The organism is Cupriavidus sp. CPT47-8839-RL05A (assembly GCF_058792255.1).
In genome coordinates this window covers 1-26098 of the sequence record NZ_JBYTEG010000012.1, presented here as the reverse complement: position 1 = coordinate 26098, position 26098 = coordinate 1, and the positions used below count along the sequence as shown (strand labels likewise).

The 26098-nt window shown below is 67.5% G+C and carries 21 protein-coding genes; 14 read left to right on the top strand and 7 right to left on the bottom strand.

From position 1 onward, the window contains the following. Nucleotides 1–16: 16 nt before the first annotated feature. Nucleotides 17–835 carry an IclR family transcriptional regulator gene (locus AC3WVS_RS16150; RefSeq protein WP_492319470.1) on the bottom strand — a complete coding sequence of 273 codons (819 nt, stop codon included), beginning with the start codon at nucleotides 833–835 and terminating at the stop codon, nucleotides 17–19. A 41-nt stretch (nucleotides 836–876) separates the two neighbouring features. Beyond that, the gene (locus AC3WVS_RS16145; RefSeq protein ID WP_492319469.1) at nucleotides 877–2070 is read right to left on the bottom strand and encodes an acyl-CoA dehydrogenase family protein; all 1194 of its coding nucleotides are present in this window, start codon (nucleotides 2068–2070) and stop codon (nucleotides 877–879) included. A gap of 227 nt (nucleotides 2071–2297) precedes the next feature. On the opposite strand from AC3WVS_RS16145, the gene AC3WVS_RS16140 reads away from it, so the two are divergent. Genes AC3WVS_RS16140 through AC3WVS_RS16105 form a run of 8 tightly spaced genes read left to right on the top strand, consistent with a single transcriptional unit; the run spans nucleotide 2298 to nucleotide 11333 of the window. Then, complete coding sequence (locus tag AC3WVS_RS16140; RefSeq protein ID WP_492319468.1) at nucleotides 2298–3731, top strand: FAD-binding oxidoreductase; 1434 nt, start codon at nucleotides 2298–2300, stop codon at nucleotides 3729–3731. 19 nt (nucleotides 3732–3750) lie between these two features. Then, entirely contained in the window at nucleotides 3751–4836 is a 1086-nt protein-coding gene (locus tag AC3WVS_RS16135) for an ABC transporter substrate-binding protein (RefSeq protein ID WP_492319467.1), read from the top strand. 38 nt (nucleotides 4837–4874) lie between these two features. After that, nucleotides 4875–5966 carry an ABC transporter ATP-binding protein gene (locus AC3WVS_RS16130; RefSeq protein WP_058696498.1) on the top strand — a complete coding sequence of 364 codons (1092 nt, stop codon included), beginning with the start codon at nucleotides 4875–4877 and terminating at the stop codon, nucleotides 5964–5966. Beyond that, nucleotides 5963–7732, top strand: coding sequence for an ABC transporter permease subunit (locus AC3WVS_RS16125; RefSeq protein ID WP_492319466.1), 1770 nt, complete (start codon nucleotides 5963–5965; stop codon nucleotides 7730–7732). The genes AC3WVS_RS16130 and AC3WVS_RS16125 overlap by 4 nt, the downstream gene beginning before the upstream one ends. An 11-nt stretch (nucleotides 7733–7743) precedes the next feature. Beyond that, nucleotides 7744–8658, top strand: a complete 915-nt coding sequence (gene dapA / locus AC3WVS_RS16120) for a 4-hydroxy-tetrahydrodipicolinate synthase (RefSeq protein WP_492319465.1) — start codon at nucleotides 7744–7746, stop codon at nucleotides 8656–8658. A gap of 13 nt (nucleotides 8659–8671) precedes the next feature. Further along, nucleotides 8672–9829 carry an alpha-hydroxy acid oxidase gene (locus AC3WVS_RS16115; protein ID WP_492319464.1) on the top strand — a complete coding sequence of 386 codons (1158 nt, stop codon included), beginning with the start codon at nucleotides 8672–8674 and terminating at the stop codon, nucleotides 9827–9829. A 37-nt stretch (nucleotides 9830–9866) separates the two neighbouring features. Further along, nucleotides 9867–10691, top strand: coding sequence for an IclR family transcriptional regulator (locus AC3WVS_RS16110; RefSeq protein ID WP_010810310.1), 825 nt, complete (start codon nucleotides 9867–9869; stop codon nucleotides 10689–10691). A 3-nt stretch (nucleotides 10692–10694) separates the two neighbouring features. After that, nucleotides 10695–11333: a uracil-DNA glycosylase family protein gene (locus AC3WVS_RS16105; protein WP_492319463.1), complete on the top strand. Its 639-nt coding sequence runs from the start codon at nucleotides 10695–10697 to the stop codon at nucleotides 11331–11333. A 43-nt stretch (nucleotides 11334–11376) separates the two neighbouring features. Here the strand turns inward: AC3WVS_RS16105 and AC3WVS_RS16100 are convergent, their stop codons facing one another. The 3 genes from AC3WVS_RS16100 to AC3WVS_RS16090 are packed head-to-tail and all read right to left on the bottom strand — an operon-like array spanning nucleotide 11377 to nucleotide 14917. Then, entirely contained in the window at nucleotides 11377–12369 is a 993-nt protein-coding gene (locus tag AC3WVS_RS16100) for a tripartite tricarboxylate transporter substrate-binding protein (RefSeq protein ID WP_492319462.1), read from the bottom strand. Between the two features lie 32 nt (nucleotides 12370–12401). Further along, nucleotides 12402–13901, bottom strand: coding sequence for a M81 family metallopeptidase (locus AC3WVS_RS16095; protein WP_492319461.1), 1500 nt, complete (start codon nucleotides 13899–13901; stop codon nucleotides 12402–12404). 26 nt (nucleotides 13902–13927) lie between these two features. Beyond that, on the bottom strand, nucleotides 13928–14917 hold the full coding sequence (locus AC3WVS_RS16090) for a Bug family tripartite tricarboxylate transporter substrate binding protein (RefSeq protein WP_492319460.1): 990 nt from the start codon (nucleotides 14915–14917) through the stop codon (nucleotides 13928–13930). A gap of 135 nt (nucleotides 14918–15052) precedes the next feature. Between AC3WVS_RS16090 and AC3WVS_RS16085 the strand changes: the two genes are divergently transcribed. After that, the gene (locus AC3WVS_RS16085; protein ID WP_492319459.1) at nucleotides 15053–16096 is read left to right on the top strand and encodes a LysR family transcriptional regulator; all 1044 of its coding nucleotides are present in this window, start codon (nucleotides 15053–15055) and stop codon (nucleotides 16094–16096) included. Between the two features lie 18 nt (nucleotides 16097–16114). Here AC3WVS_RS16085 and AC3WVS_RS16080 read toward each other — a convergent pair whose 3' ends face one another. Beyond that, nucleotides 16115–16939 (bottom strand): IclR family transcriptional regulator, encoded by an 825-nt coding sequence (locus AC3WVS_RS16080; protein ID WP_492319458.1) that lies wholly within the window; start codon nucleotides 16937–16939, stop codon nucleotides 16115–16117. 131 nt (nucleotides 16940–17070) lie between these two features. On the opposite strand from AC3WVS_RS16080, the gene AC3WVS_RS16075 reads away from it, so the two are divergent. From AC3WVS_RS16075 to AC3WVS_RS16065, 3 genes are all read left to right on the top strand, one after another. Next, entirely contained in the window at nucleotides 17071–18726 is a 1656-nt protein-coding gene (locus AC3WVS_RS16075) for a GMC family oxidoreductase (RefSeq protein WP_492319457.1), read from the top strand. 129 nt (nucleotides 18727–18855) lie between these two features. Continuing rightward, entirely contained in the window at nucleotides 18856–20184 is a 1329-nt protein-coding gene (locus AC3WVS_RS16070; protein WP_492319456.1) for an MFS transporter, read from the top strand. Between the two features lie 68 nt (nucleotides 20185–20252). Beyond that, nucleotides 20253–20978: a GntR family transcriptional regulator gene (locus AC3WVS_RS16065; RefSeq protein ID WP_492319455.1), complete on the top strand. Its 726-nt coding sequence runs from the start codon at nucleotides 20253–20255 to the stop codon at nucleotides 20976–20978. A 20-nt stretch (nucleotides 20979–20998) separates the two neighbouring features. Here the strand turns inward: AC3WVS_RS16065 and AC3WVS_RS16060 are convergent, their stop codons facing one another. After that, a complete protein-coding gene (locus AC3WVS_RS16060) occupies nucleotides 20999–21667 on the bottom strand; it encodes an alpha/beta hydrolase (protein ID WP_492319454.1) in 669 nt (222 codons plus the stop codon). 445 nt (nucleotides 21668–22112) lie between these two features. On the opposite strand from AC3WVS_RS16060, the gene AC3WVS_RS16055 reads away from it, so the two are divergent. Then, nucleotides 22113–24578 (top strand): DUF3772 domain-containing protein, encoded by a 2466-nt coding sequence (locus tag AC3WVS_RS16055; protein WP_492319453.1) that lies wholly within the window; start codon nucleotides 22113–22115, stop codon nucleotides 24576–24578. Between the two features lie 121 nt (nucleotides 24579–24699). Then, nucleotides 24700–25065 (top strand): mechanosensitive ion channel protein MscS, encoded by a 366-nt coding sequence (locus AC3WVS_RS16050; RefSeq protein ID WP_492319452.1) that lies wholly within the window; start codon nucleotides 24700–24702, stop codon nucleotides 25063–25065. Nucleotides 25066–26098 lie beyond the last annotated feature (1033 nt).

Below are 26098 nucleotides of genomic sequence, written 5' to 3'. Positions count from 1 at the left end.
CTCGCCAGGGTAGGCGTCAGCCGCCGCCGGACTGGCGCCCCCTGGCACGCCGGCCGTCCGTGCATGCGTCGGCCCGCGGCGGTATCACGGTGCGCGTCCAGGCGCTGGTGATGCGCCGCGCCTCTTGCTTGAGCTTGCGCGCCAGCGCGGCCTCGCGCGAGCGGATGCGCGCACTCGTCGCCGCCACGCTCAAGGCACCGATCGGCCGGCCCTCATAGTCGAGAATCGGCACCGCGATGCCGCCCATGCCGTCGACCACCCAATCGAGAAACAGCACATGCCCGCGCGCGCGGGCGGCCTCGATTTCCGCGGCGATGCACGCCGCATCGAGCCGCGGGTGCTTGCCAAGCTTGCGCGTGGTCTGCTGCAGCCGGCGCGCGCGCTCGGGCGCGGGCAGCCATGCCAGCACCGCCAGGCTGCCGGCGCCCACGCCGAGCGGCCGGCGCGTGCCGACCGTCACGTAGTTCGCCCGTATCGCATATGTGCCGGGTTCCAGGTCGGTGCACACGGCCTCGCCACGGCTGGCCTCGGTCAGCACGGCGGTATCCTCGAACGCCTCCACCAGCCGTTCCAGTGCCGGACGCGCCAGCTTGCGCAAGTCCACGCGCCGCTGCGCCACGTCTGCCAGCTGGAAGATCTCGGGCCCGATGCCGTAGCGGCGCGCCTGGTCGCGCGTGGCGAACCCCTCCTGCACCAGCAGCTCGAGCATGCGCGAAGCCGTGGCCGGATCGAGCCCGGTGGCGCGCGCCACGTCGCTCATGCGGCGCACTTCCGGATCGGACAGCGCGCGCAGCACGGCCAGGGCGCGCTGGATCGGGGATGGGCGCGATGGCACCTGGCGGGCCCGCTCAGGCAGGCCCGGCGCCAGGGCGGCGCTCAGCCATGATGCGATGCTGCCAGGGTATCGCGCTTGATCTTCTTTGCCAGCGACCACTTGTGGACCTCGGTCGGGCCGTCGTAGATGCGAAACGCACGCACTTCACGGAAGACCTGTTCGACAATGGTGTCGCGCGAAACCCCGATGCCGCCGAGGATCTGCACGCAGCGGTCGGCCACGCGGAACAAGGCATCGGACACGGCCACCTTGGCCATCGAACTCTCCGCGGTACCCAGGGAGCCGCCGTCGAGCACCCCGGCGCACCAGTCGATCATCAGCGCGGCCTGCTGCAGGTCGATCAGGTTCTCGGCCAGCATGAAGCCCACGCCCTCGTGGTCGATCAGCAGCTTGCCGAAAGCCTTGCGCGTGGTGGCGTAGGCTCGCGCGATCTCGTCGGCACGCGCCACACCCCCGAACCAGCGCATGCAATGCGACAGCCGCGCCGGCGACAAGCGAACCTGCGCATAACGGAAGCCCTCGTCCACCTCGCCCAGCACCTGGTCCTGCGGCACGCGCAGGCCGTCGATCAGGACCTGTGCATGCCCGCCCGGCATGGAACTGTCGATGGTGTCGAGCAGGCGCTCGATGCGGATCGCCGGATGCGGCAGGTCGACCAGGAACATGGTGGCCTGCGCGCGCTCACCATCGCCGGTGCGCGCCATCAGGATGCCGACGCTGGCCCCTTCCGCTCCGGTGATGAACTTCTTGCGGCCGCGGATCACCCATTCGCCGCCGTCCCTGACCGCGGTGGTCTGGAGCATCGACGGGTCGGAACCGGCCCCGCCTTCTTCCGCCGGTTCGGTCATGAAGAATGCGGAGCGGGCCTCGCCGCTGACCAGCGGTGCAAGGAAGCGCTGCTGCTGTGCCTCCGTGGCGACCTTGCCCAGCAGGAACATATTCCCCTCGTCCGGGGCCATGGTGTTGACCGCGACCGGCCCGAGGGGCGACAAGCCCGAGCGTTTGAGCACGGCCGCGGTTTCGAGCTGGGTCAGGTGAGAGCCGTCGGCCAGGATATGTGGCGTCATGACGCCGGCCGCGCGCGCCAGGTCGCGAAGCTCGGCGACCAACCCGGCCGTCGGGCCATGGGCTTCGCAGCGCACGTCGCGCTCATAGGGCATCACGACGTCGCGGACAAAGCGCTCGACGCGATCGGCAATGACACGGCTTCTTTCTGTGGGACAGGCGGTGAACATGGTGAGCCTCGTTGTCAGGACAGGATCAGATTGTAGGACGGCACGCCGCCGGGCCGCTGTCACGGAAGGCCGTTCGCACAAGGAACCCCCGACATCTGGTCTGCAGCCCCTTGCCCGTCGATCGACGGAATAATCGCATTGCGATTACTGATATGTGGATTTCACCTATACCTATGCTCATGACAATCGACTAGTATGGCTTCAATCGAGCACGAGGGCACAAGGCGATGTCACTTGTATTGAAGCTGAAAGACCTGTTGGGACCCGATGCGGTTCTCACCGAACCCGCGGACGTAGCCGCCTACGTCGAGGACTGGCGCGGCCGCTATAAGGGCCCGGCGCTGTGCGTGGTGCTGCCGGCCTCCACCGCGCAAGTCGCCGCGGTGGTGCAGGCCGCGGTCCAGGCCAACGTGCCCGTGCTGCCGCAAGGCGGCAATACCAGCCTGTGCGGCGGCGCGGTGCCGGCCCCGGACGGCACGCCGCCCATCGTCATCAGCCTGGCACGCATGCGGCGCATCCGCGCCATCGATGCGGCCAACAACTCGATGGAAGTCGAGGCAGGCTGCGTGCTGGCCGCGATCCAGCAGGCGGCGGCGGAACAGGGGCGTCTCTACCCCGTGAGCCTGGGCGCCGAAGGCTCCTGCCAGATCGGCGGCAACATCGCCACCAATGCGGGCGGCACCGGCGTGCTGCGCTATGGCAACACCCGCGACAACGTGCTCGGCCTTGAAGTGGTCCTGCCTGACGGCCAGGTCTGGAACGGCCTGTACCGCTTGCGCAAGAACAACACCGGCCTCGATCTCAAGCACCTGTTCATCGGCTCCGAAGGCACGCTCGGCGTGATCACCGCCGCCACGCTCAAGCTGCATCCGCTGCCCACCGCGCACGCCATGGCGTGGCTGGCGGTGCGCACGCCGCAGGCGGCGCTGGAGATGCTGGGACGCTTCCAGCAGCGCTGTGGCGCCACCCTGTCCGCGTTTGAAATGCTCAATCACGTGCAGTTGCAGATCGTGCTCGATCACGTGCCCGGCCGCCGTGCGCCGTTGCCTGCCAGCCATCCCTGGCACGTGCTGGTGGAACTTGCCGACACCGGCCGGCGCGAGCTGCTCGACGAGGTGCTGCAGGAAGTGCTGGAGCAAGGTGTGGCCGAAGGCCTGGTCGACGATGCCGTGGTGGCCGCCAGCGGCGCGCAGCGCGAAACCATGTGGCAGGTGCGGCATAGCGTCTCCGAAGGCAACAAGAAAGCGGGCCTGGGCCTGAACACCGATTGCGCCGTGCCGGTCTCGGCGGTGCCGCAGTTCATTGAGCGCGCCACCGCGGCGGCGCATGCGGTCCTGCCGGATTTGCCGATCATCGTCGTTGCCCACCTGGGCGATGGCAACGTCCACTTCATCCCGCTGGTGCCTTTCCCGCAGTGGCAAGCGCTGCCAGCGCGCGATGCCGTGGCCGCCCGCATCAAGCACGCCATCGACCAGGTGGCCTACGAACTGGGCGGCACCTTCAGCGCGGAACATGGCATCGGCCAGGTCCTGACCGAGGAAATGGCGCAGTTCAAGCCGGCGGTCGAGATCGCCATGATGCACGGCATCAAGCGCATGCTCGACCCGCGCGACCTGTTCAACCCCGGCCGGCTGCTGCCGTCCCCACCTTCCCAGCAATAACGGCAATCAAGGAGCTCGCATGAACGACCACAGCCCCATCAACTCTTCTCGCCGGCGTGCGCTCAAGGTCGCCGCTGCCGGCCTTGGCACGCTTGCCGCGCCCGCCGTGCTCCAGTACGCGCGCGCGCAGTCCAAGCGCATCGTGGTGCGCGACGACGGCGGCATCTACACCAAGGCCTACAGCGCGGTGTACTACAAGCCGTTCACCGAGAAGACCGGCATCGAGGTCGTGGGCGTGCAGGCCAACGCCGAACCGGTGGCGCAGATCCGCAGCATGGTCGAGACCAGGAACTACACCTGGGACATGGCCAAGATCAGCCAGCCGGCCATCCTGCTGCTGACGCAGGGCGGCAAGGTCTACCTGGAGAAGCACGGCCTGGAGGGCGACGCCACCGTCAAGACCATTCCGGCGCATTTCATGTCGCCCTATGGCGTGGGCACCAACGTCTACAGCACGGTTCTCGCCTATCGCACCGACGCCTTCAAGGGCCGCAAGGCACCGTCGTCGTGGGCCGACTTCTGGAACGTCAAGGATTTCCCCGGCCGCCGCGCCCTGCGCAAGCACCCGTTCGACACGCTGGAAGAGTCGCTGATGGCCGCCGGCACCGCGACCTCCGCGCTCTACCCGCTCAATGTCGACCAGGCCCTCGCCAACCTGGAGAAGATCAAGGCCAGCGTTGACGTGTGGTGGAACTCCGGCGCCCAGGTAGAGCAGATGCTCAAGTCCGGCGAGGTCGACATGGTGGCCACCTGGGTGTCGCGCGCACAGAGCGCGGCCGCCTCCGGCGCCCAGGTCGGCATCGTCTGGAACCAGAACCTGTGGGGCGTGGACAACTGGTCCATCCTGGCCGGCACGCCGAATGCGCAAGCCTGCCGCGAATTCATCAAGTTCGCGTCCGACCCCAAGCGCATGGCCTCGCTGGTGGAGTACTTCCCGGCAGGCGTGACCCAGCCGGATGCCTTCAAGTACATCAAGCCCGAGGTCGCGAAGAACTGCCCGACCCACCCCGACAACATCAAGTCGGGCGTGCAGATCAACGCCAAGTACTGGCTCGACAACCAGGCCGCGGTGATGGAGAAGTTCAACGGCTGGATCCTCAAGTGATCTGAACCTCTTCTCCAGACACCACCAGCAACGACACGATGCCGAATTTCAAACTCAAGATTTCCGGGCTGACCAAGCGTTATGGCGACTTCGTCGCGCTGGCCCCGACCGACCTTGAAGTGGCCGAGGGGGAATTCCTTACCCTCCTGGGCCCTTCGGGCTCGGGCAAGACCACGCTGCTCAGCCTGATCGCCGGGCTGGCCGTGCCGGACGGCGGCCAGCTGTTGATCAATGGCAAGGACGTGACCTATGGCGCCCCCTACGAGCGCGATATCGGCATGGTGTTCCAGAACTACGCGCTGTTCCCGCACATGACGATCGCGGAGAACATCGCCTTCCCGCTGAAGATGCGCCGGGTCGACGCGGCCACGGCGAGGCGCCAGGCACTGGAAGCACTGGAAATGGTCCGCCTGCCCCACGTCGCGGCGCGCTTCCCGAAGGAACTCTCGGGCGGCCAGCAGCAGCGCATCGCGCTGGCCCGCTGCCTGGTCTACAAGCCGTCGATCATCCTGATGGATGAACCGCTGGGCGCCCTGGACAAGAAGCTGCGCGACCACATGCAGCTGGAGATCAAGCGCATCCACCGCGAGCTGGGCACGACCATCGTCTATGTCACCCACGACCAGGAAGAGGCGATGACGATGTCTGACCGCATCTGCCTGATGAACGGCGGCAAGATCGAGCAGCTAGGCACGCCGTCGGACCTGTACTTCCGCCCGCGCACGCTGTTCGTGGCCGACTTCCTGGGCGAATCGAACCTGTTCGAGGGCACGGTCACGGAAGTGCGCGGCGACCACGTGGAGGTGGCGCTGGCACAGGGGGGCGCCGTCGCCCACGCGGTCACCAATGCGCCGGTGGCCGCCGGGGGCAAGGTGCGGGTCATGGTGCGGCCGCAGAACATCGCCATGGCCAACGGCGTCACCGCCGCCAATGCGGTCAGCGGCAAAGTGCTTGACAGCATGATCACCGGCAGCCTGACCAAGCTGTACGTGGAATCCGATGCCGCCGGCCAGGCCCCGGTGGTGCTGTCTTACCCCACCTCGATGGGCGCTTCCCGGCACGCGGTCGGGCAGCAAGTCACGCTCACCTGGCAGCGCAGCGACGCTGTCGCCGTCCCGGATTCCCTATGACCGCCGTCGCCCTGCAACGCCGACCCCTACCCTGGCTGCGGCCCGCCTTGCTGGCCGCGCCGCTGGTGCTCCTGTTCGTGGTGCTGCTGGTCTACCCGGTCGGCCAGCTGCTGCTGCTGAGCGTCTACAGCGACGGTGCCTTCACGCTGGCCAAGTACCGCCAGCTGTTTGCGTCGTCGGTCTACGTCGACGTGATGCTGATCACGCTGAAGATCTCGCTCTGGACCACGCTGCTCTCCGTGGTCGCCGGCTATCCGGTGGCCTACCTGATCTCCTCGCTGTCGAAGGACAGGAAGGCAAAGTGGCTGTTCTGGGTGCTGCTGTCGTTCTGGACCAGCTTCCTGGTGCGCGCCTTTGCCTGGATCGTGATGCTGGGCCGCAACGGCGTGGTCAACCAGTTGCTGAGCGCCGCGGGCATCCAGGACGCGCCGTCCAACCTGCTGTACAGCCTCGGCGCCGTGCTGGTGGCGATGGTGCACGCGCTGATGCCGCTGGCGGTGCTGACCATGCTGTCGGTGATGGAGAACATCGACCGCAACCTCCCGCGCGCGGCGCTTACGCTTGGGGCACGGCCTGGCACGGCGTTCTGGCGCGTCTACTTCCCGCTCTCGATGCCGGGCGTGGCGGCTGGCGCCATCATGGTGTTCGTCACCGCCGTCGGCTTCTTTATCGTGCCAGCGCTGCTGGGCGGACGCAAAGAGATCATGGTCGCCCAGCTGATCATCGACCAGGTGCAGCAGACCATGAACTGGGGCTTCGCCGGCTCGATCTCGGTGTTGCTGCTGCTGGTCGTGCTGGCGGTGTTCGCCCTGTATGACAAGGTGCTCGGGCTCTCGTCGATGGCAGGCGGAGCGGAGCAACGCACCCGCTCCGCCGCCGCGCACGATGGCGTGCTGCATCGGCTCGGCGACAGCGTGCTGGGCGCACTGGGAGCGGTCAGCGACAAGCTGCTGGCACTGGTGCCGCGCGGCCGGCGCGAGCCGCAGCCGGGCGACTCGCTGCCGCTGCGCACGATCGTGCTGATGGTGCTGCTGTTCCTGAGCGTGCCGGCGCTGCTGATGATCCCGCTGTCGTTCGCCGACAAGTCGGGCCTGAACTGGCCGCCGCGCGGCTTCACGCTGCAGCACTACCAGGACATGCTCGCGTCGCCGCTGTGGATGCAGGCCGGGCTGCGCTCGCTGCTGGTCGGCCTTGGCGCCGCGGTGCTGGCGCTGCTGGTCGGCACGCCGGTGGCGTTCCTGCTGGCGCGCTCGCAGATGCGGGGCAAGTCGCTGCTGCTGGCGTTCGTGCTGTCGCCGATCATCATCCCGCGCATGATCATCGCGGTGGGGATGTTCTACTTCTTCGCCAGGGTCGGGCTGGTCGGCACCTCGCTCGGCCTGATGATCGGCCACACCGTGATTGCCGTGCCCTATGTCGTCATGACGATGATGGCGGTGCTGCGCAACTACGACACGCGGCTCGACCTGGCGGCGCAAAGCCTGGGCGCCAGGCCCTGGCAGACGCTGCGCTACGTGACGCTGCCGATCCTCGCCGCCGGCCTGTTCTCGTCCTTCCTGTTCGCCTTCGCCACCTCGTTCGACGAGCTGACGATCGCCCTGTTTGCCTCTGGCGGACTGAGCGCCACCCTGCCCAAGCAGTTCTGGGACGAGGTGACGCTGCAGCTTTCACCGGTGATTGCCGCGGTGTCTACCTGCCTGTTCGTCTTCGTTACCATCCTGATCACCTGCGCCGAGCGCTTGCGCCGCAAGAGCGCCGGGCGCTGAGAACCCTATCCATGAACAACAAGCTTACCGCCGCCGACCTGCGCGGCATCTTCCCCGCCATCCCGACGCCCGTGACGGCCGACGACAGGATCGACCAGGACGCCACGCGCAAGCTGATGGCCTACCTGCTGGCCAACGGCGTTGCCGGCGTGGTGCCGCTGGGCGGCACCGGCGAATACGGTGCCCTCTCGCGCGAGGAGCGCGTCCGCATGGCGGCCCTTTGCGTCGAAGCAGCGGCTGGCCAGGTTCCCGTCATTCCCGGCGTGCTCGACCCAGGGTTCCACGATGCGCTGGATGCGGGCAAGGCCTTTGCCGGCGTTGGCGCCTCTGCCCTGATGGTGCTGACGCCCTATTACACCTCGCCGACCCAGCAAGGCATCCGCGACTACTTCCTGCGCTATGCCGACGCCTCGCCGGTGCCGGTCATGATCTACGAGATCCCCTACCGCACGCGGATCGCGATCGCGCCCGAGGTGCTGCACGAGCTGTCGCGCCACGAAAACATCATCGGCATGAAAGCCTGCAACACCGACATGTACCACTTCCTCAAGGTGGTGGCGGGTGTCGACGACAGCTTCAGCGTGTTCAGCGGCGAGGACAGCCTGTTCCCGCTGCACATGGCGGCGGGTGCCAGGGGTGGCGTGGTCGTGACCGCCTCCGTGCTGCCGCGCACCTGGCGTGCCATCTATGAGCTCGGCGTGGCCGGCAATACCGCTGAAGCGGTACGCCTGCACCGCGAGCTGATTCCGTTGCTGGACCTGGCCTTCTCCGAAACCAATCCGGGGCCGCTGAAATCCGTGCTCGACCTGGTGGGCGTGACCGCGCCGAAGGTGCTGGCACCGCTGGTAGCGCCGGCGCCCGGGCTGCAGGCACAGCTGCGTGCCGAACTGACGCAGCGGCTGCAAGCCGAGGCCGCCCTCGCCTGAGGCGCCGACGATCATGCTGCCGGCCATCAAGGACTATCGGGACCTGGCGCGGCGCCGGCTGTCGCGCTTCGCCTTCGACTATCTGGAGGGAGGCGCGGAGGACGGGCGCACGCTGGCACGCAACCTGGCCGCATACCAGGCACTGCTGTTCCGGCCGCGCGTGCTGCGCGACGTCACGGAGATCGATCCCGGCATGGAGATCTTCGGCCGCAAGTACCGCCTGCCGTTGCTGGTGGGCCCCACGGGGCTGAACGGACTGTACTGGCCGAAGGCCGAAGAGGCGCTGGCACGGGCCGCACACGCCGAGGGCCTGCCCTTCGTGATGTCGACGGCATCGACCTCGCTGATCGAAGACGTGCGCGCCGCCACTGACGGCGACCTGTGGCTGCAGCTCTACGTGCAGCGCGACCGCGCCATCGCCGAAAACATGATGGCGCGCGCACGCGCCGCCGGCTTCAGCACGCTGATGCTGACCGTCGACACCATGGTGCACGGCAAGCGCGACCATGACATCCGCAACGGCTTTCGCATGCCGGTGCCGTGGACGCCGCGGCTGCTGGCCGACCTGGCGGCCCATCCGCGCTGGTGCCTGCGCATGCTGCGCCAGGGCGGCTCGCCGCAGCTGGTCAACCTGGCCCGCAGCAGCGGGATGGCCAACGACCTGAAGGCGCAGGCGGCGGGATTGAGCCGGCAGATGGACATGTCGCTGTGCTGGGACGACATCGCCTGGCTGCGCCGGCACTGGCACGGGCCCGTCATCATCAAGGGTATCCTTACGCCGGCCGACGCGGAAATCGCCGCCCGCCAGGGCCTGGATGGCATCGTGGTCAGCAACCACGGCGGCCGCCAGCTGGAAGGCGCGCCCAGCGCAGTCGAGATGCTGCCCGCCATCGTCGCGGCGGCGGGCAGGATGCACGTATTCGTCGATGGCGGCGTGCGCCGCGGCGCCGACATCGCCAAGGCGCTGGCAATGGGCGCCCGCGGCGTGCTGGTGGGGCGCGCACCGCTTTACGGGCTGGCGGCGCGCGGTCCCCGCGGCGTGGCGGAAGTGCTGGCCATCCTGCGTGGAGAATTCGAGACCACGCTGCGGCTGCTCGGCGTTCCGCAGGCCGCCAGGCTGGACACTGCCGCGCTCTCGGACGACCATGCCGCGCGGCTGGCCGCACTGTAAGCCATGAAAACAATGACAAGGACGAGCAGGAGGTTGTGTGGATTCAGGTAATGAAGGCAACGGGCTGCGCACAAGGCGCGAGCGTTCGTCCCTGTTCGTCGGTTCGGTGGAAAAGGCCTTCCAGGTGCTGGAAGCCTTCCACGGCCCGGACCGCCGCCTGATGTCGATGGCGGAGATCGCACGGGCGGCCGATCTCGACCGCAGCGCCACCCAGCGGCTGGTGCACACCCTGGAACAGCTGGGCTACATCCGGCGCCTGCCCGATTCGGCGATGTATGGGCTTGCGCCGAAGGCACTGGGCCTGTCGTACAACTACCTGCGCTCCAACGACCTGGTCGAGCGCGCATCGCCCTACCTGCTCGATATCAGCCGCACGCTGGGGGAAACCGCCAACCTGCAGGAACTCGACGGGCACGAGATCGTGTTCCTGGCCCGCTTCCCCGGGCAGCACCTGATCAACGTCGATTTCGGGGTCGGGTACCGGCTCCCGGCCGTGTACACCGCGTCCGGGATTGCGATCCTGTCGAAGCTGCCCGAAGCGCAGCGCCTGGAGGTGGTGCGGGCGACCGCACTGAACCCCATCACGCCGTTCACTGAAACCGACCCCGACAAGCTGATGACGGCGATCCGCGAGGCCGGTGAACGCGGCTATGCCGTGGCCATGAACCAGACCGTGGTCGGCGACATCTCCGTCGCAGCAGCAATCACCGACCACCGCGGCCTGCCGGTGGGCGCCATCAATATCTCCGTCCCGTCCACGCGCTGGACGCTGGAGACCGCCCAGGCCAAGCTGGCCCCGCATGTGCAAGTGGCGGCCATGTCGATCTCGCAGGCAAAGCGGATGAGTTTCCAGACGGCATGAGCTATGCGGAAATCCAAGCCAACGCCTGAGGGAAGCCAACGCTCCTCGCTCGATACCCTGCTGACCGAAGTACGGGCTTGCCGCGCCTGTGCGCCACACCTGCCGCTCGGCCCGCGCCCGATCGTGCGCGTCGGGGCCGAGGCGCGCATCCTGATCGTCGGCCAGGCGCCGGGGATACGCGTGCATGAAACCGGCATCCCCTGGAACGATGCAAGCGGCGAGCGCCTGCGGCAGTGGCTTGGGGTCGATACCGCCACCTTCCTCGACGAATCGCAGTTCGCGATCATCCCGATGGGGTTCTGCTATCCCGGACGCGGCAAGAGCGGCGACAACCCGCCGCGCCGCGAATGCGCGCCACTGTGGCTCGACCGGCTGCTGGCGGAACTGCCGTCGATCGAGCTGACCTTGCTGGTCGGCCAGTACGCGCAGCGCCATTTCCTCGGGGCGCGCCGCAAGCCGACGCTGACCGAGACCGTCAGGGCATGGAAGGACTACGCGCCCGGCTTCGTGCCGTTGCCGCATCCGTCACCGCGCAACCAGCCGTGGTTCAAGCAGCATCCCTGGTTTGAGGGCGAAGTGCTGCCGATGCTGCGCGAGCGGGTCGGGCAGCTGTTGCGGCACAGCCCTGTGCAGACAGGGTAGGCAGCAAGCGATACCCGCGCCACCCCCGCCTGGACGGCCGGCCTCATTCGCTGGCCGTAAAGCCCGAGGCCGCGACCACCGGGCCCCACTGCGTGCGCTGCGCCTGGATGAGCTTGCGCAGGGCATCCCCCGGCTTGCCGTTCATCTCCATGCCCAGCGCCGACATCTTGTCGCGCACCACGGGATCCTTGATGGCGTCGAGCAGCGCCTTCTCGATCCTCGCTACCGCAGCCGGCGGCGTCCCCGCCGGCACAAAGGCCGAGTACCAGCCGGACGCCGCCTCGAAACCCGGCGCGGCCGCCTCCGCCAGCGTTGGCACATCAGGCAGCAGTGCCGACCGGCGGGTCCCGGTGACGCCGAGGAAACGGATCTTGCCCGCCCGGTACAGCTCCATCTGGCCCCCCACCGCATCGATACCCAGCGGCAGCGTGCCGCCGATCTCATCGGTCAGCATCATGACGGCGCCGCGATAGGCAGTGGGCAGCAACGGCACGCCAATCGACTTGCTGAGCGACAGCACGCCGAAATGAATGCTGCCGCCGAGCGTGACCAGCCCGACGCCGCCCTTGTCCGGGTTGCGCTTCACCCATGCCAGGTATTCCGGCATGGTCCGATAGGGCTGGTTGACGCTGGCGGACGCCACCAGCGGCACATCGGCCAGGTAGGCGACCGGAACCAGGTCCTTGTCGGGGTCATAGGCCAGGCGCTTGTAGGTCAGCGGAAAGATGGTGAACGGCGGCGCGGGCGAGATCAGCACCGTCTTGCCGTCCGGCGGCGCGCGTTTGACGTTCTCCAGTGCCAGCCGCGCCGATGCGCCGGGGCGGTTCTCGACCAGGACGGGCGTGTCGAGCGAAACACGCAGCTTTTCAGCAAGCGTGCGCGCGAAGATGTCCAGCGCGCCACCGGCCGCGAAGCCGACGACGATGCGCACGGGCGCGTCGCCGCTGGCGGGGGCAGCCTTGGCAGGAACGGCATTGGCACCCAGGGCCAATGCCAGCGCGGCGGCCAGCCGTCGCAAGGGGGTCGAATAGGTCATACGGTCACTCCGGTTGACGGCGGCGGATGCGCTCAGGCAGCCTCGAGCACGGTATGTGCTTCCAGCGGATAGATCGGCCGGCGCAGGTTGCGGAACGGGAACTGGCTGTAGTCAGAGCTGCAGACTCCGGGGCCGGCCACCAGCACGATCTCGCTGGCGATCGGCTCGAACCCGGCGCGGAAGTGCTGGCGCGACTTGATCAGGATGTATCTGCGGCGCGACAAGTCGATGCCTGCGTGCGTGAACACGCCGGTATCGAACGGCTCCTGCGGCTTCTCGCAGATCACGACCAGCGTGCCGGCGACATCCAGCACCACGGTGCGGCCCAGGCTCAGCTTCATGCCTGTGAACATCGGGCCGGTGACCTGGTAGTTGCCGTCGGTAATGCACTGCACCCGGCCGCTCAGCCGCAGCGGACGGCCCTTCAGGTCCAGCGCGGGCATGTCGGTCTTGCCGCCCACATCCAGCGTGACGGACTGCCCGACGCCGGCGGCAATCAGTTCCGCCACGGCGCCCGGGTCCCAGAACGGCCCGGCGACCACGCCTTCGAGCTCCTGGCGCAGGACTTCGCCCAGCACCGTCATTTCATCCGTCGGCCCGCCTGCGCCGCAGTTATCGCCATGGTCGACCAGCACGACCGGGCCCTGCGTGAGCGTCTTGGCGCGCGCGATGGATTCCTCCATCGGCTCGATCGGAAAAACAAAATCAGCCCGGCGTTCCCACGCCATGCCGCAGAGCTCGTCGAGCAGGCGCCGCCCTGCGTCGACCCTGGCGGCATCCGCCACGATCACCACGGCCAGTCCGGTATGCGGGATATCGGCAAGCGGAAAGCCACCGAACACCGAGGCGTTGAGCACCTCGCCATCGCGCTCGGCCGCCATCGCACGCTCCATGATGTCCTTCATGGGTTGCGCGCGCGGGGTCTGGCGCAGCATGTGGGTGAGCATCGGCAGCGTGCGCCACAACAGGACCGGGCGGGCCTCGCCTCGCAGCGCCGCCATCAGGGTACGGGCGGCGCGTGCGCCGGTCTCGTACACGTCCACGTGGGGATAGGTGCAGTAGCCGGCGATCACGGTCGCATTGTCAACCAGCGCAACGCTGAAGTTGGCGTGGAAATCCAGCGATACCGCGATCGGCACCTCGGGCGCGGCGGCACGGATGCGTGCCAGCAGTTCGCCTTCGGCATCCGGATAGCCCTCGGCCACCATGGCGCCGTGCAGGTCCAGCATCACGGCATCGCAGCCCGCGCGCACCGCCTCGACAATGCTGGCCGCCATCGACTCGAATGCCTGTGCGGTCACCATGCCACTGGGCACCGCGCTCGCCATCAGGGGCATCACGAACTCGTCGCCCTGGCGGCGTACCAGGTCGATGAACGCGGCCGCGGCACTGTTGGTGCCCTGGCACGCACGCACCGCGTCGTCGCCGTAGAGCGGGCCAGCGGTGCTGCCGCGGTTGAACGCGCTCAATGGCGTGGTAATCGGCGAAAAGGTATTGGTTTCATGCCGCATCAGGGCAATGACAAAACGCATGGACTGGCTCCGACAGCGTGAAGGGTTCAGTTGGATTCGAGATCGACCGCGCGCGCAATGGCGCCGTAGCGGATCGTTTCCGCCTGCAGGAAGCGGCGGGCCTGCTCGGGGGTGGAAAGGACCGGCTCATAGGCAAGCGTCTGCAGGCGCGCGGCAAAGTCCGCTTCCTGAACGCTGGCCTTCACTTCCTTGTAGAGCCGGTCGATGACCGGAGCCGGCGTGCCCGCCTTGACCACCAGCGCCAGGTTGCCGCGTACCTGCAGCGCATCCGTGCCGCCCGCCTTCTGCGTTTCGAGGCCGGGAAACTGCGTGACGGGCTCCGCCTGCAGCGTGGCCAGGGGCCTGGCCTTGCCATCCTGGACGTAATTGACCGAAGAGCCGATCACATCGACATGCGCATAGGTCTGGCCGCCGATCAGGTCCGCCATGGCCGGCGGCGAGCCGCGGTATGGAACGATGGTGAAATCCAGGCCATTGCGGCGCTTCCAGTCGGCCAGGCCGAGGTGCGCAGCCCCCGCGACGACGTTGATGCTGATCGACACCCTGCCGGGGTTGCGCTGGATATGCGTCTTCAGCTCGCCCAGCGTCATCTCCTTGCGGTCGGCGCGCGTGATGATCCAGTGCGGCACGGTGCTGACGATGGTCACCGGCGTCAGGTCGGTCTCGGGGCGATAGCGCAGGCCCTTGATCGTGAACGGATTGATACTGAGCGTGCCGTCGCTGGCCAGCAGCAGCGTATTGCCGTCGGCCTTCTCCTTGAGCACCGACGACACGCCCGGCACGGTCGCGCCGCCGGCGATGTTCTCCACCACCACCGGCTGCCCCAGCCGCTGTTCCAGCTTGCGCGCGAGCGTGCGGCCGATGATGTCGTAGGAACCGCCGGCCGGGAACGGCACCACCAGGCGCAGCGGCCGGTCGGGCCACGCAGGTGCGGCAGTTGCGCAAGTGGCTGCGAGCAAGGCTGCGCCGGCAAGCATGCCGCGCATGATCGAGCGCAAATGGCTCATGGCTTCCATGGGTCTCCTCCTGAGGTCTGATTGCCTCGTGATGGCTTGGAATGAATCAGGTGATGCGCCGACTATATGGGATCGGTTCCGATACCAAAAGCGAATAAAAATCGCTGTTTGTTGAGCAAATGGTTAACTTATAGAATGAGCCACCCGGCCCTGCCGATCGTCGCCTGCCCCATGCCCGCCGAAGCCTTCGCCCATACCCTGCTTGGCCGCCTCAAGCTGCGCCACCTGCGCATCATGCTGGCGCTGAGCGAGATGCCAACCGCCGCAGCCGTCGCCGCGCGCTTTCATGTCAGCCCCGCCGCGGTGTCCAAGACCCTGGCCGAGATCGAAGACATCGTGGGCATGCCGCTGTTCGAGCGCGGCCGCCGCGGCCTGCACCTGGCCGAGCCCGGACGGGAGATGGCAGCCCATGCGGCGGTCTTGCTGGCGCAGCTCGAACGGCTCGCCGAATCGCTGCAGGCAGTGCGCGCCGGCAGCCAGGGGGCGTTGCGCATCGCGTTCCGGACGATGTCGGTGCAGCCCTTCCTGGCGCGGGCGATGAGCGACTTCTACCGTGACCATCCGCGCGTGGAGATCAGCGTGATCGAAGGCGGCATCGGCGAACTGGCGGATCAACTGGTGGATGGCTCGCTGGACCTGCTGTTCGCCTATGACGATCCGCGCCTGTCGCTACCCGCGCTGCGCACGGCACCGGTAGTCCCGGCACAGAAGGTGGTGATCGTCGCCAGCCTGGACCATCCGCTGCTCACGCGCCGCAAGCTGGCGGCGCAGGAACTGTCCGGGCAGCAATGGTGCATGCCGGTGGCCGGCTCGCGCATGCTTCACCTGCTGCACACGGCGTTTCATACCCTTGGGGCGCCGGCGCCCTCGCTGGGCATCCGCACCAGCGATGTGGCCGCCACGGCCAGCTTGTTGCAGGCGGGTCATTTCCTCGCGGTGTTCCCCGAGCGCATTGCCGCGCAGCTCGCCCTGGCCAAGGTGGCGAGAGTGCTTCGCTTCGAACTCGGCAGCCGCGTGGAGCCGGTGGTCGCGGTCTGGAACGACGAACTCACGCCACGCACGCCGGCGCGCCTGTTTCGCGAGCTCGTCATGCGCCGGGCCGGCGAGACCGTCACGGCCGAGCCGGTGCCGTTGCTGGCCGCGCGCGCGGTGGCGGCGGCTGGCGTTCGCAAGCGCTGAGCGGGAAGCCGGCCCGGCTCAGTGCCCGCACAGCACCGCAGCCATCTCCCTGGCCGCGCCCTGCAGCGTCGGCACCGCCTGCAGCAGCGCCTCAAGCGATGCCCGCGCCGTCGGCGCATGACAGGCAATCGCGGCCACCACCCGGCCTGAACCCTCGCCATCCGGCTCGCGCACCGGCACTGCCACCGCGCACATGCCGCGCACGAATTCCTCATGGTCCACGCCGATGCCGCGCGCGCCCAGCCGGTCCAGCTCGGTATTGAGTCCCGGCACATCGGACAGCGTGCGCGGCGTGTGCGGGGCCAGGTCCAGGCGCCTGAGCATCTGCTGGCGTTCCAGCCGGTTCATGGCTGACAGGAACAGCTTGCCGCTGGCGGTGCAGTGCAGCGGCACGTGGATGCCGGGCGACAACTGCAGGCGCAGTGGCTCGTGCGTCTCGACGCGCTCCACATAGAGGACCCGGTCGCCGTCGAGCGCGGTGAGATTGCAGGTCTCGCCCAGGCTCGCCACCAGCCTGGCCAGGATGGCGCGGCACTCGCGCAGCATCGGCGGGCTCCTGAGGGTCTGCAGTGCCAGCGACGCGGCGCCCGGGCCGGGCACATAGCCGCGCTCGGCCGGCATGCGGACCACGAAGCCGGTGCGCTCCATGGCGGCCAGCAGGCGCATCAGTGTCGCCTTGGGCACATGCAACCGCTGCGAAAGCTGGGACAGCGTTTGCGGGTGCTGTGCCCTGGCCAGGCTGGACAGCACCATCAGCACGCGCAGGCTGCGTGCATCGTCCTCCACCGTCCCGTCCTCTGCTGCAGTGCGATTCTGAAACGGGAATTGCACGTTCTGTTTCACAACCGGCGTCTCCTCGCGATTGAGCTTTCCATTCCGGTTTTGAAAAATAAAATCCGGAACAGAACGTTTCAGATTATAGATCGAAGCCGGGTGGCTACGTGCCTGCCGGCCAGAAAAAGGAGACAGCGACGATGTCGCAAACCGTTGACTACATCGTGGTAGGCGCCGGCTCGGCCGGGTGCGTGCTGGCCAACCGGCTCAGCGAAGACGGCCGCTATTCGGTCTGCCTGCTGGAGGCCGGCCCGCCCGACCGCTACCCGTGGATCCATATCCCGATCGGCTATGGCAAGACCATGTTCCACAAGGAAGTGAATTGGGGCTTCTATACGGATCCCGATCCCAACATGCTCAATCGCCGCATCTACTGGCCGCGCGGCCGCACGCTGGGCGGCAGCAGCGCCATCAATGGCCTGATCTACGTGCGCGGCCAGCGCGAGGACTATGACCACTGGGAGACGCTGGGCAATCCTGGCTGGGGCTGGGACAACTGTCTGCCCTACTTCCGCAGGCTCGAGAACAACGACCTTGGCGCCGGCCCCACGCGCGGCACCGACGGCCCGCTGAACGCGACCTCGATCGACCGGCAGCATCCGCTGGTCGATGCCTTCATCGGCGCCGGCCAGGCGCTGGGCCTGCCGCGCAAGACCGACTTCAACGGTGGCGACCAGGAGGGCGTGGGCTATTACCAGCTCACCACCCGCAACGGCTGGCGCTGCTCCACCGCGGTGGCCTACCTGCGTCCGGCGCGCGGGCGCACGAACCTGCGCGTCGAGACCGATGCCCACACCACCGGGATCCTGTTCGAAGGCAAGCGTGCCGTGGGCGTGCGCTACACCCAGCATGGCCAGCCCTATATCCTGCGGGCGCGGCGCGAGGTGATCCTGTGCGCGGGCGCGCTGCAGTCGCCGCAGTTGCTGCAGCTGTCGGGCATCGGCCCGGCGCCGTTGCTGCAGGATCTGGGCGTACCGGTAGTGCATGCCCTGCCGGGCGTGGGCGAGAACCTGCAGGACCATCTGCAGGTGCGGCTGATCTACGAGGTGGCCAAGCCGATCACCACCAACGACCAGCTGCGCTCGCTGACGGGCAAGGCGCGCATGGGCCTGGAATGGCTGCTGATGCGCAAGGGGCCGCTGGCGATCGGCATCAACCAGGGCGCGATGTTCTGCCGCGCCTTGCCGCAGGAAAGCGCCACGCCGGATACGCAGTTCCATTTCTCGACCCTGTCCGCCGACATGGCCGGCGGCATGGTGCATCCCTTCTCCGGCTGCACCTATTCGGTATGCCAGCTGCGGCCCGAGTCGCGCGGCACGGTGCGGATCCGCTCGACCGATCCGTATGAGCCGCCGTCGATGCAGCCCAACTACCTGTCGGCCGAGCTGGACCGGCGCTGCACCGTGGCAGCGGTACGCTACGCCCGGCGCGTGGCGCAGACCGAACCGATGCGCGGCCTGATGAAACGCGAGTTCCGGCCGGGCGACGAGGTGCGCAGCGACGACGAGATCCTGCATTTCTGCCGCGAGTACGGTGCCACCATCTTCCATCCGTCGGGCACCGCGAAAATGGGGCCCGCCGCCGAGCCACTGGCGGTGGTCGATGCGCGCCTGCGCGTGCATGGCGTGGGCGGGCTGCGCGTGGTGGACTGCTCGGTGATGCCCACGCTGGTCTCGGGCAACACCAACGTGCCGGTGGTGATGATGGCCGAGCGCGCGGCCGACTTCATCCGCGAAGACGCACGGCGGGAAATGCATCCCGTCGATGTGGCGACCCCGATGGCAGCAGCCGCCTGAGCGGCTTGCGCCAGTCCTGATTGCGAACAACCAAGGCCAGGCATCCATAACAAGGCCAAACCCTGCAGTGCATCCGGCGTCCATAACCATCCTTCCAGAGGACGCCGCCCATCACCTGAGGAGACAAGCATGACAAGCCCCAACGAACAGGCGATCCGCAAGGTCGCGCTGGCGTCCGTAATCGGCGCCACCATCGAGTGGTATGACTTCTTCCTGTACGGCGTGGTCGCCGGCCTGGTCTTCAACAAGCTGTACTTCCCCGGCAATGACCCGCTGGTGGCCACCATGCTGGCCTACACCACCTTTGCGGTGGGCTTTGTCACGCGGCCGCTGGGCGGCGTGATCTTCGGGCACTTCGGCGACAAGGTCGGCCGCAAGAGCATGCTGGTGATCACGCTGATGATCATGGGCGTGTCCACCTTCCTGATCGGGCTGGTGCCGACCTACGACAGCATCGGCATCCTCGCGCCGATCCTGTTGCTGCTGCTGCGCGTGCTGCAGGGCATCGGCCTGGGTGGCGAATGGGGCGGCGCGGTGCTGATGGCCTATGAGTACGCACCGCCGGGCAAACGGGGCTTCTATGCGTCGCTGCCGCAGATCGGGCTGGCGATCGGACTGTGCCTGGCATCCGGCGTGGTGGCGCTGCTGTCGCTGACCCTGACCGATGCGCAATTCCTGGCGTGGGGCTGGCGCGTGGCCTTCCTGATCTCGGCGGGAATGGTGTTCGTGGGCATGTATATCCGCCTCAACGTCAAGGAGACGCCTGAATTCGCCGTGATCAAGCAGCGCAATGCCGAGACCCGGATTCCCTTTGTCGACATGATGCGGCGCTACCCGGGCAATATCCTCAAGGGCATGGGCGCGCGCTATATCGACGGGGTCTTCTTCAACATCTTCGGCGTGTTCTCGATCACCTACCTGACCCAGACCATCAATATCAGCCGGACTGAAGCACTGGTCGGCGTGATGGCAGCGGCCATTGCGATGTGCTTCTTCATTCCGTTCTTCGGCCACCTGTCCGACCGCATCGGCCGCACCCGCGTGTATTTCTGGGGCTCGCTGATCACGGCCCTGTCCGCCTTCCCGGCGTTCTGGCTGATGCTGAACAGCGGCGGCAGCACCATGCTGCTGTGGCTCTCCATCGTGGTGCCGTTCGGCATCCTCTACGCCGCGGTCTACGGCCCGGAAGCGGCGCTGTTCTGCGAGCTGTTCGATGCCAGGGTGCGATACACCGGGATCTCGTTCGTCTACCAGTTCTCGGGGATCTTCGCCTCCGGCATCACGCCCATCATCGCCACGGCACTGCTCAAGTCGGGCGGCGGCAAGCCCTGGCAGATCTGCGCCTACGTGGCCTTTGCTGGGGTTGTGTCGGCGTTGTCGGTGGCGCTGATCGGGCGGGGCGAAGGCTCACAGGCGCCGCGCGAAAACGGCATGCCGCTGCGCGGTCCGGCGCGCTAGGCTCGGAGGGGGCCGCCGCCCGCCGGCAATGTCTTAGAATGGCGCAACGCCAATGACAGGGACATTGCATGCAAACTCCGGACGGCACCGGTGCGGCCGCCGCCCCGCTCCTGCCCAGGGTCGTGCGCCAGCGGCTGCACGACACCGTGGTCGACCACCTGCGCAACTTTATCGTCGAGGGGGTGCTGCCGCCGGGCATGAAGCTCAATGAGCGCGAGCTGTGTGAAACGCTGGGCATCTCGCGCACGCCGCTGCGCGAGGCGCTGAAGGTGCTGGCCGCCGAGGGGCTGATCGAGATCTCGCCCAACCGCGGCGCGAGCGTGTCACGGATGAGCGAGGCCGAGGCCTGGGAAGCCTTCGAGCTGATGAGCGGCCTGGAGGCCTTTGCCGGGGAACTGGCCTGCGAGCGCATCACGCCGCCGGAGCTGGCCGAGATCAAGGCGCTGCACTACGCCATGCTGGCCTGCCGCGCGCAGAACGACCTGCCCGGCTACTACGCCCGCAACCAGGAGATCCACGACCGCATCGCCGGGGCCGCGCGCAACCAGACGCTGCTGCAGACCTACCTGACGCTCAACCGGCGGCTCAAGGCGATGCGTTTCCGCTCCAACCACCAGACCGACAAATGGGACCGCGCCGTGCACGATCACGAAGAGATGATCCGCGCGCTGGAAGCCCGCGACGGCAAGCGGCTGGCGGCCATCCTGCGCCAGCACTTGCTGGAGAAGCGCGCCGCGCTGATGCAGATCCATCCCGACCCGATCGGCGGCGCACCGGCGATGCCGAACGCCTGAGGCCTGGCGCCCTTAAGCCGTCAGGCGGCCGCCCCCGCATCGGGACGATCCAGGTAGCCGCCGACGATACGGACCAGCAGCGGCAGCTTGCCGGTAAAGAAGTGGTCCGCCCCCGGCACCACTACCACGGGCAGCCCCTGCGGGCGCGCCCAGTCGAACAGCGCGCCGAGTTCCGCGCGCTCGTCACGCTCGCCGTGGACCACCAGGCAATCGGCGGGAACGGCCGGCGTGTCATAGCTGCGGTGCGCCTTGACGGTGCCGTAAGGCGTGCCGGCAAGCACCAGGTGGCGGATCGGCACGGACTGCGCCGCCAGCGTGGCGGCGACATGGGCCATGACGAACGCACCAAAGGAAAAGCCGGCCAGTGCCAGCGGCAGGCCGGGATGGGCCTCGCGCAGATGGGCGACCACGGCGAGCATGTCCTGCGCCTCGCCGCTGCCCTGGTCATGCTGCCCCGCGGACCCCTCGACCCCGCGGAAATTCGGCCGCACGGTCAGGAAGCCGCGTGCCACCAGCGCCTTGGCCAACTGGTGCGGCACCTTGTGCGTGGCCGAGCCGCCCAGCAGCGGATGCGGATGCGCGACCACGGCGATGCCTCGCAGCGCGCCGGCGGGACGATCGACCAACATTTCAATCTGCCCGGCCCCGCCGCCGAGCTGCGCCTTTTCCGTGCCTGACGGAACAGCCATGCCATCTCCTGGTAATGAAATGGGCCGCCTGCGGCCCGAAGACCGTGATGGTAATGCGATTCCCGCAGACCACGCGCCACCGCGCGCGTATCCGTATCAAAATGTCACCCAGTGCGCTATCCGACACAAGGAACGGCTGGGTGGCGTATCCGCTTTCGTATAATCTCGCGAACCGCGGCAAGGCCGTTTTTCGTGTCCTCTGGTCCCGCCGCCATCGGTCAGCACGTCCCGTGTCCCGCACACCGGCCCGCCAGGCAGCCCGCCGCGCTTCGTGCCCTGACCAGACTTCGCCGAAGGGAGCGCCAGCGAGCGGCCCCCTTCCCGTGTTCATTGCCGGTGCTCCGGCCGTTCCCGCATCCCATCGCCGCCGCATCCGACGCGTGCCAGCGCGATGCCGTTGCCGATGCCGGAGCCGCCGCAAGTCACCATCCGACGAGATTCCGCCATGAGCAAAGTTTCACGGCTCGCACTGGGCCTTGCGCTCGCTGCGCTATGCCACCTGATGCCGGCCACGCTGCCCGCCGCACTGGCCGCCCCGGCATCAGAAGCAGCTTCCGAGGCCGGCGCCCAGCAGGCGCCCGCCATCAGCCACGGCGAGGCCGCCGCCGAACTCAAGCGCCTGCAGACCGAGCAGGACCGCATCAAGCAGCAGGCCTCCGACCCGGATGGCAACACCAGGCTGCATGAACTCGAAGAAACGCTGCAGAAGCTCGATGCCGACGTCGACAAGCTGTCTTCGGCGCTGACCCCGCAGCGGGCGCAGCTGCAGGCGCAGCTGGACGTGCTGGGTCCGCCACCGGCGGCCGGCACCACCAAGGAAGCGCCGGCGGTGGTCAGGCAGCGCGCCGAACTGAATGCGCGCCGTGCCCAGCTTGACGCACAACTCAAGCAGGCAGGCGAGAGCAAGGCGAACATCGCCAACCTGAGCGACCAGCTGGCGCGGCTGCAGCGCGGCCAGATGAAGGACCAGCTCGCGCTGCGCTCCGAGAGCATCCTGAACCCGCAGTTCTGGAAGCCGCTGGTCAGCCCGACACAGGAAGACCAGGCGCGCCTGGCCTCCTTCACCGACCAGGTGGTGCCGATGGCACAACTGGCCTGGCAGCCGTCACAGCGCGCCGCCACCATCGCCTTGCTGTTGCTGGCCCTGGCGGTATGGACCCTGGGCCGACGCCTGGCGGAACGGGCACTGGCGTGGTTCTGCCTGCACAAGCTGCCGGAGACGCGCCTGCGCCGCAGCGCCCTGGCACTGGCCACCACGCTGGCCACCGTGTGCACCACCGGGCTGGCGGTGCAATTGGTCTACAACGCCTTCACGCGCAGCTATGAACTGCCGCCGGACCTGGTCGAGCTGTACGGCCAGTTGCTCAAGCTGACGCTGACCAGCGCGCTGATCGCGGGCCTGGGGCGCGCGCTGCTGTGCACGCGCCATCCCTCCTGGCGCCTGCCGGCGCTGGCCGATCCGGTGGCGCTGGCGATGAAGCCGTTCCCCGCCGTGCTGGCCGGCCTGTTGCTGCTGGCCGGTACGCTCGAGCAGCTGAACCGCATTGCCGATACCAGCGTGCAGGTCACGCTGCTGGGGCGCGGGCTGGTCTCGCTGGTGGTGGTGCTGACCATCGGCGCCGCGCTGCTGCGCGCCAACCGCGTGCGCAACCTGCTGGCGGCCGCCGGCGAGCGGCCCGAGGCGCGCGCCACGCTGGCGGGCATGATCCACGCCGGCGTGTCGGTCATCGTGCTGGTGTCGGTGGTGGCGCTGTTGGCCGGCTACATCAGCTTTGCGCGCTTCCTGACCTACGAGCTGGTCTGGTTCGACATCGTGCTGTGCAGCCTGTACCTGCTGACCCAGGTCACGCGCGACGTCTGCGAAAGCCTGCTCTCGACCAACTACGCCAGCGGCCGTGTCATCAAGCAGCTGTTCGGCGTGGACGATTCGCACCTGGAGCAGGCCTCCACCATCCTGTCAGGCATCGGCGCCAGCGTGCTGCTGCTGGTGGCGGTGCTGGCGCTGCTGACCGGCGGCTTCGGCACCACACCCGCGGACCTGCTCAACAGCCTGGTAATGGTGCTGGGCGGCGAGAAGCTGCACAGTCTCAACATCATGCCCGACCGCATCCTGAATGCGCTGATCGCTCTCGGAGTCGGCATCTGGCTGCTGCGCTCGGTGCGGCGCTGGCTCGATGGGGAACTGCTGCCCAAGGTCTGCAAGGAGCCGGGCCTGCGCGCCTCGCTGATCACGCTGTACAGCAATGTCGGCTACGTGTTGCTGGTGCTGCTGGTGCTGTCGCTGCTGGGCGTGCGCTGGGACAACCTGGCGTGGATCGTCAGCGCACTGTCGGTGGGTATCGGCTTCGGCCTGCAGGAGATCGTGAAGAACTTCGTCTCCGGCCTGATCCTGCTGACCGAGCGGCCGGTCAAGGTGGGCGACATGGTCAGCATTGCCGGCGTGGAGGGCGATATCCGCCGCATCAACGTGCGCGCCACCGAGATCCAGCTGGGCGACCGCTCCACCGTGATCGTGCCCAACTCGCAGCTGATCTCGCAGAACCTGCGCAACGTGACCATGAGCAACAGCACCCAGGGGGTGGCGTCGCTGCAACTTACCTTCCCGCTGAATACCGACCCCGAACAGCTGCGCGACCTGCTGCTGGACGTCTACCGCGAGAACGAGAGCATCCTGGACGTGCCGGCACCCTCGGTCATGTTCAGCCAGCTGGCGCCCAACGGCATCACGCTGTCGGTGACGGGCTATGTCGGCAGCCCGCGCATCGCCGCCAACACGCGCAGCGACCTGTTGTTCGAAATCCTCAAGCGCCTGCGCGCCGCGGACATCTCGCTGTCGGTGCCGCAATCGCTGCGGCTGGAGAACATGCCGCCATTCGGGCAGGAGCCAGAGCGCGCGCTGGCCGCCGGCTGACCGGCACCGGCATTAAAGCAGCCGTTACAACCCTAACAAGTCGCCAGCCGCGCCGAAACACCTTGAGGGGCGCTTTGCGTGCATCATGAATGCACACAAGCTGCATCAGAAGGAGTCCGATATGCGCCCCTCCACCCGAACCGTTTCAGCGGTTGCCCTGAGCGTGGCGCTGGTGGCAGCCGGCCCGGCGTCGGCGCGCGGCCGCCACCACCACGGCGGCGGCTCGAATGCCGGAGCAGTGCTGGCGGTCGGCGCGCTGGTCGGCCTGGCCTTTGGCGCGGCCCTGGCCTCGGCGCCGGTCATGGCGGCCCCGGCCCCTGTCACCTACGCCCCGGCTCCGGTGCCATACGCGCCGGCTCCCGTCTCATACGCACCGCCGGCAGCGCCGCCAGGCTATTGCTACCGCGACTACGACCGTGCCTACGTGCCTTGCGGTCCGCAGCCGTCGGGATATTACGAACAGCAGCAGCCGTATTACGGTTATTGAACAAGGCGGTCGTGCAAAAAAGAAGGGTTCTTCGCCGAATAGCGGGGTGTGATTTTTGGGCTTTGGCACCGCGGTTGGGTGTCGTGCTTGACTAGCGTGGGCTGTTTCGCCGGCGTAGCCGGCGACTTACTCTTTTGTCCAAGCGACAAAAGAGTAAGCAGAAAAACGCGTCGCCTGAGCGGCTAGCTATAAAGTGCTCGGCGTTGGTGGTTCGGGCGGCGGTGATTTCCGCCGATTTGTGTGGTGGTTCGAGCCAGCTACGCTCCCTGTCTGGTGCCTGCGTCGACGGACTATTGGACGAACCCGACTTTAGGGGATTGGCAGCCTGCTAACCCGGTTATCGGTGGGACGCCTTCGGCTGCGCTGCGCGCACGCATCATCTCAGGTCGGAGGCACTGGCACGGAGTGCATCGCTGCGCTCGCACCGCGTTGTAGCCGGTGATGCCGAACCCAACGCTGTTAGGACGTGGCCGGTCGTTCTGCTTAGGGTCTGCGCGCAGCGCAGCCGAAGGCGTCCGACCGACGCCGTGATTAGCAGGCTGCCAACAACCTAAAGTCGGGTTCGTCCAATAGTCCGTGGACGCAGGCACCAGACAGGGGGCGTAGCCGGGTCGAACGGCCACCCACGCTTAAAGGAAACCAGCGCCGCTCATATGACCAGAAGCGGCAAATTTATAGCCAGCCGCTTAGGCGACGCGCTTTTTGGTTACTTTTTGGCGCTCGGCCAAAAAGTGACTCGCCGGCTACGCCGGCGAAACAGCCACGCTAGTCAAGCACGACACCCAACCGCAGTGCCGAAGCCCGAAAACCACACCCCAATCCCACAAAACGCTAGCCCCCGCCAATCGGCGATGAACCAAAAGAAACGCCCCATGCCAAGCATGGGGCGATTGTCTTGAAGATACCAGTAAGCACGCGGCGCTCAGACTACCGATTGGGTACTCCCTCTCCCGCAAGTGAACTGACCCCGTAAAGTTGGAGAGTCAAAGCTAGGTGGAACCGAACTGAGCCCTGTACTGTACGGGGCTCAGTC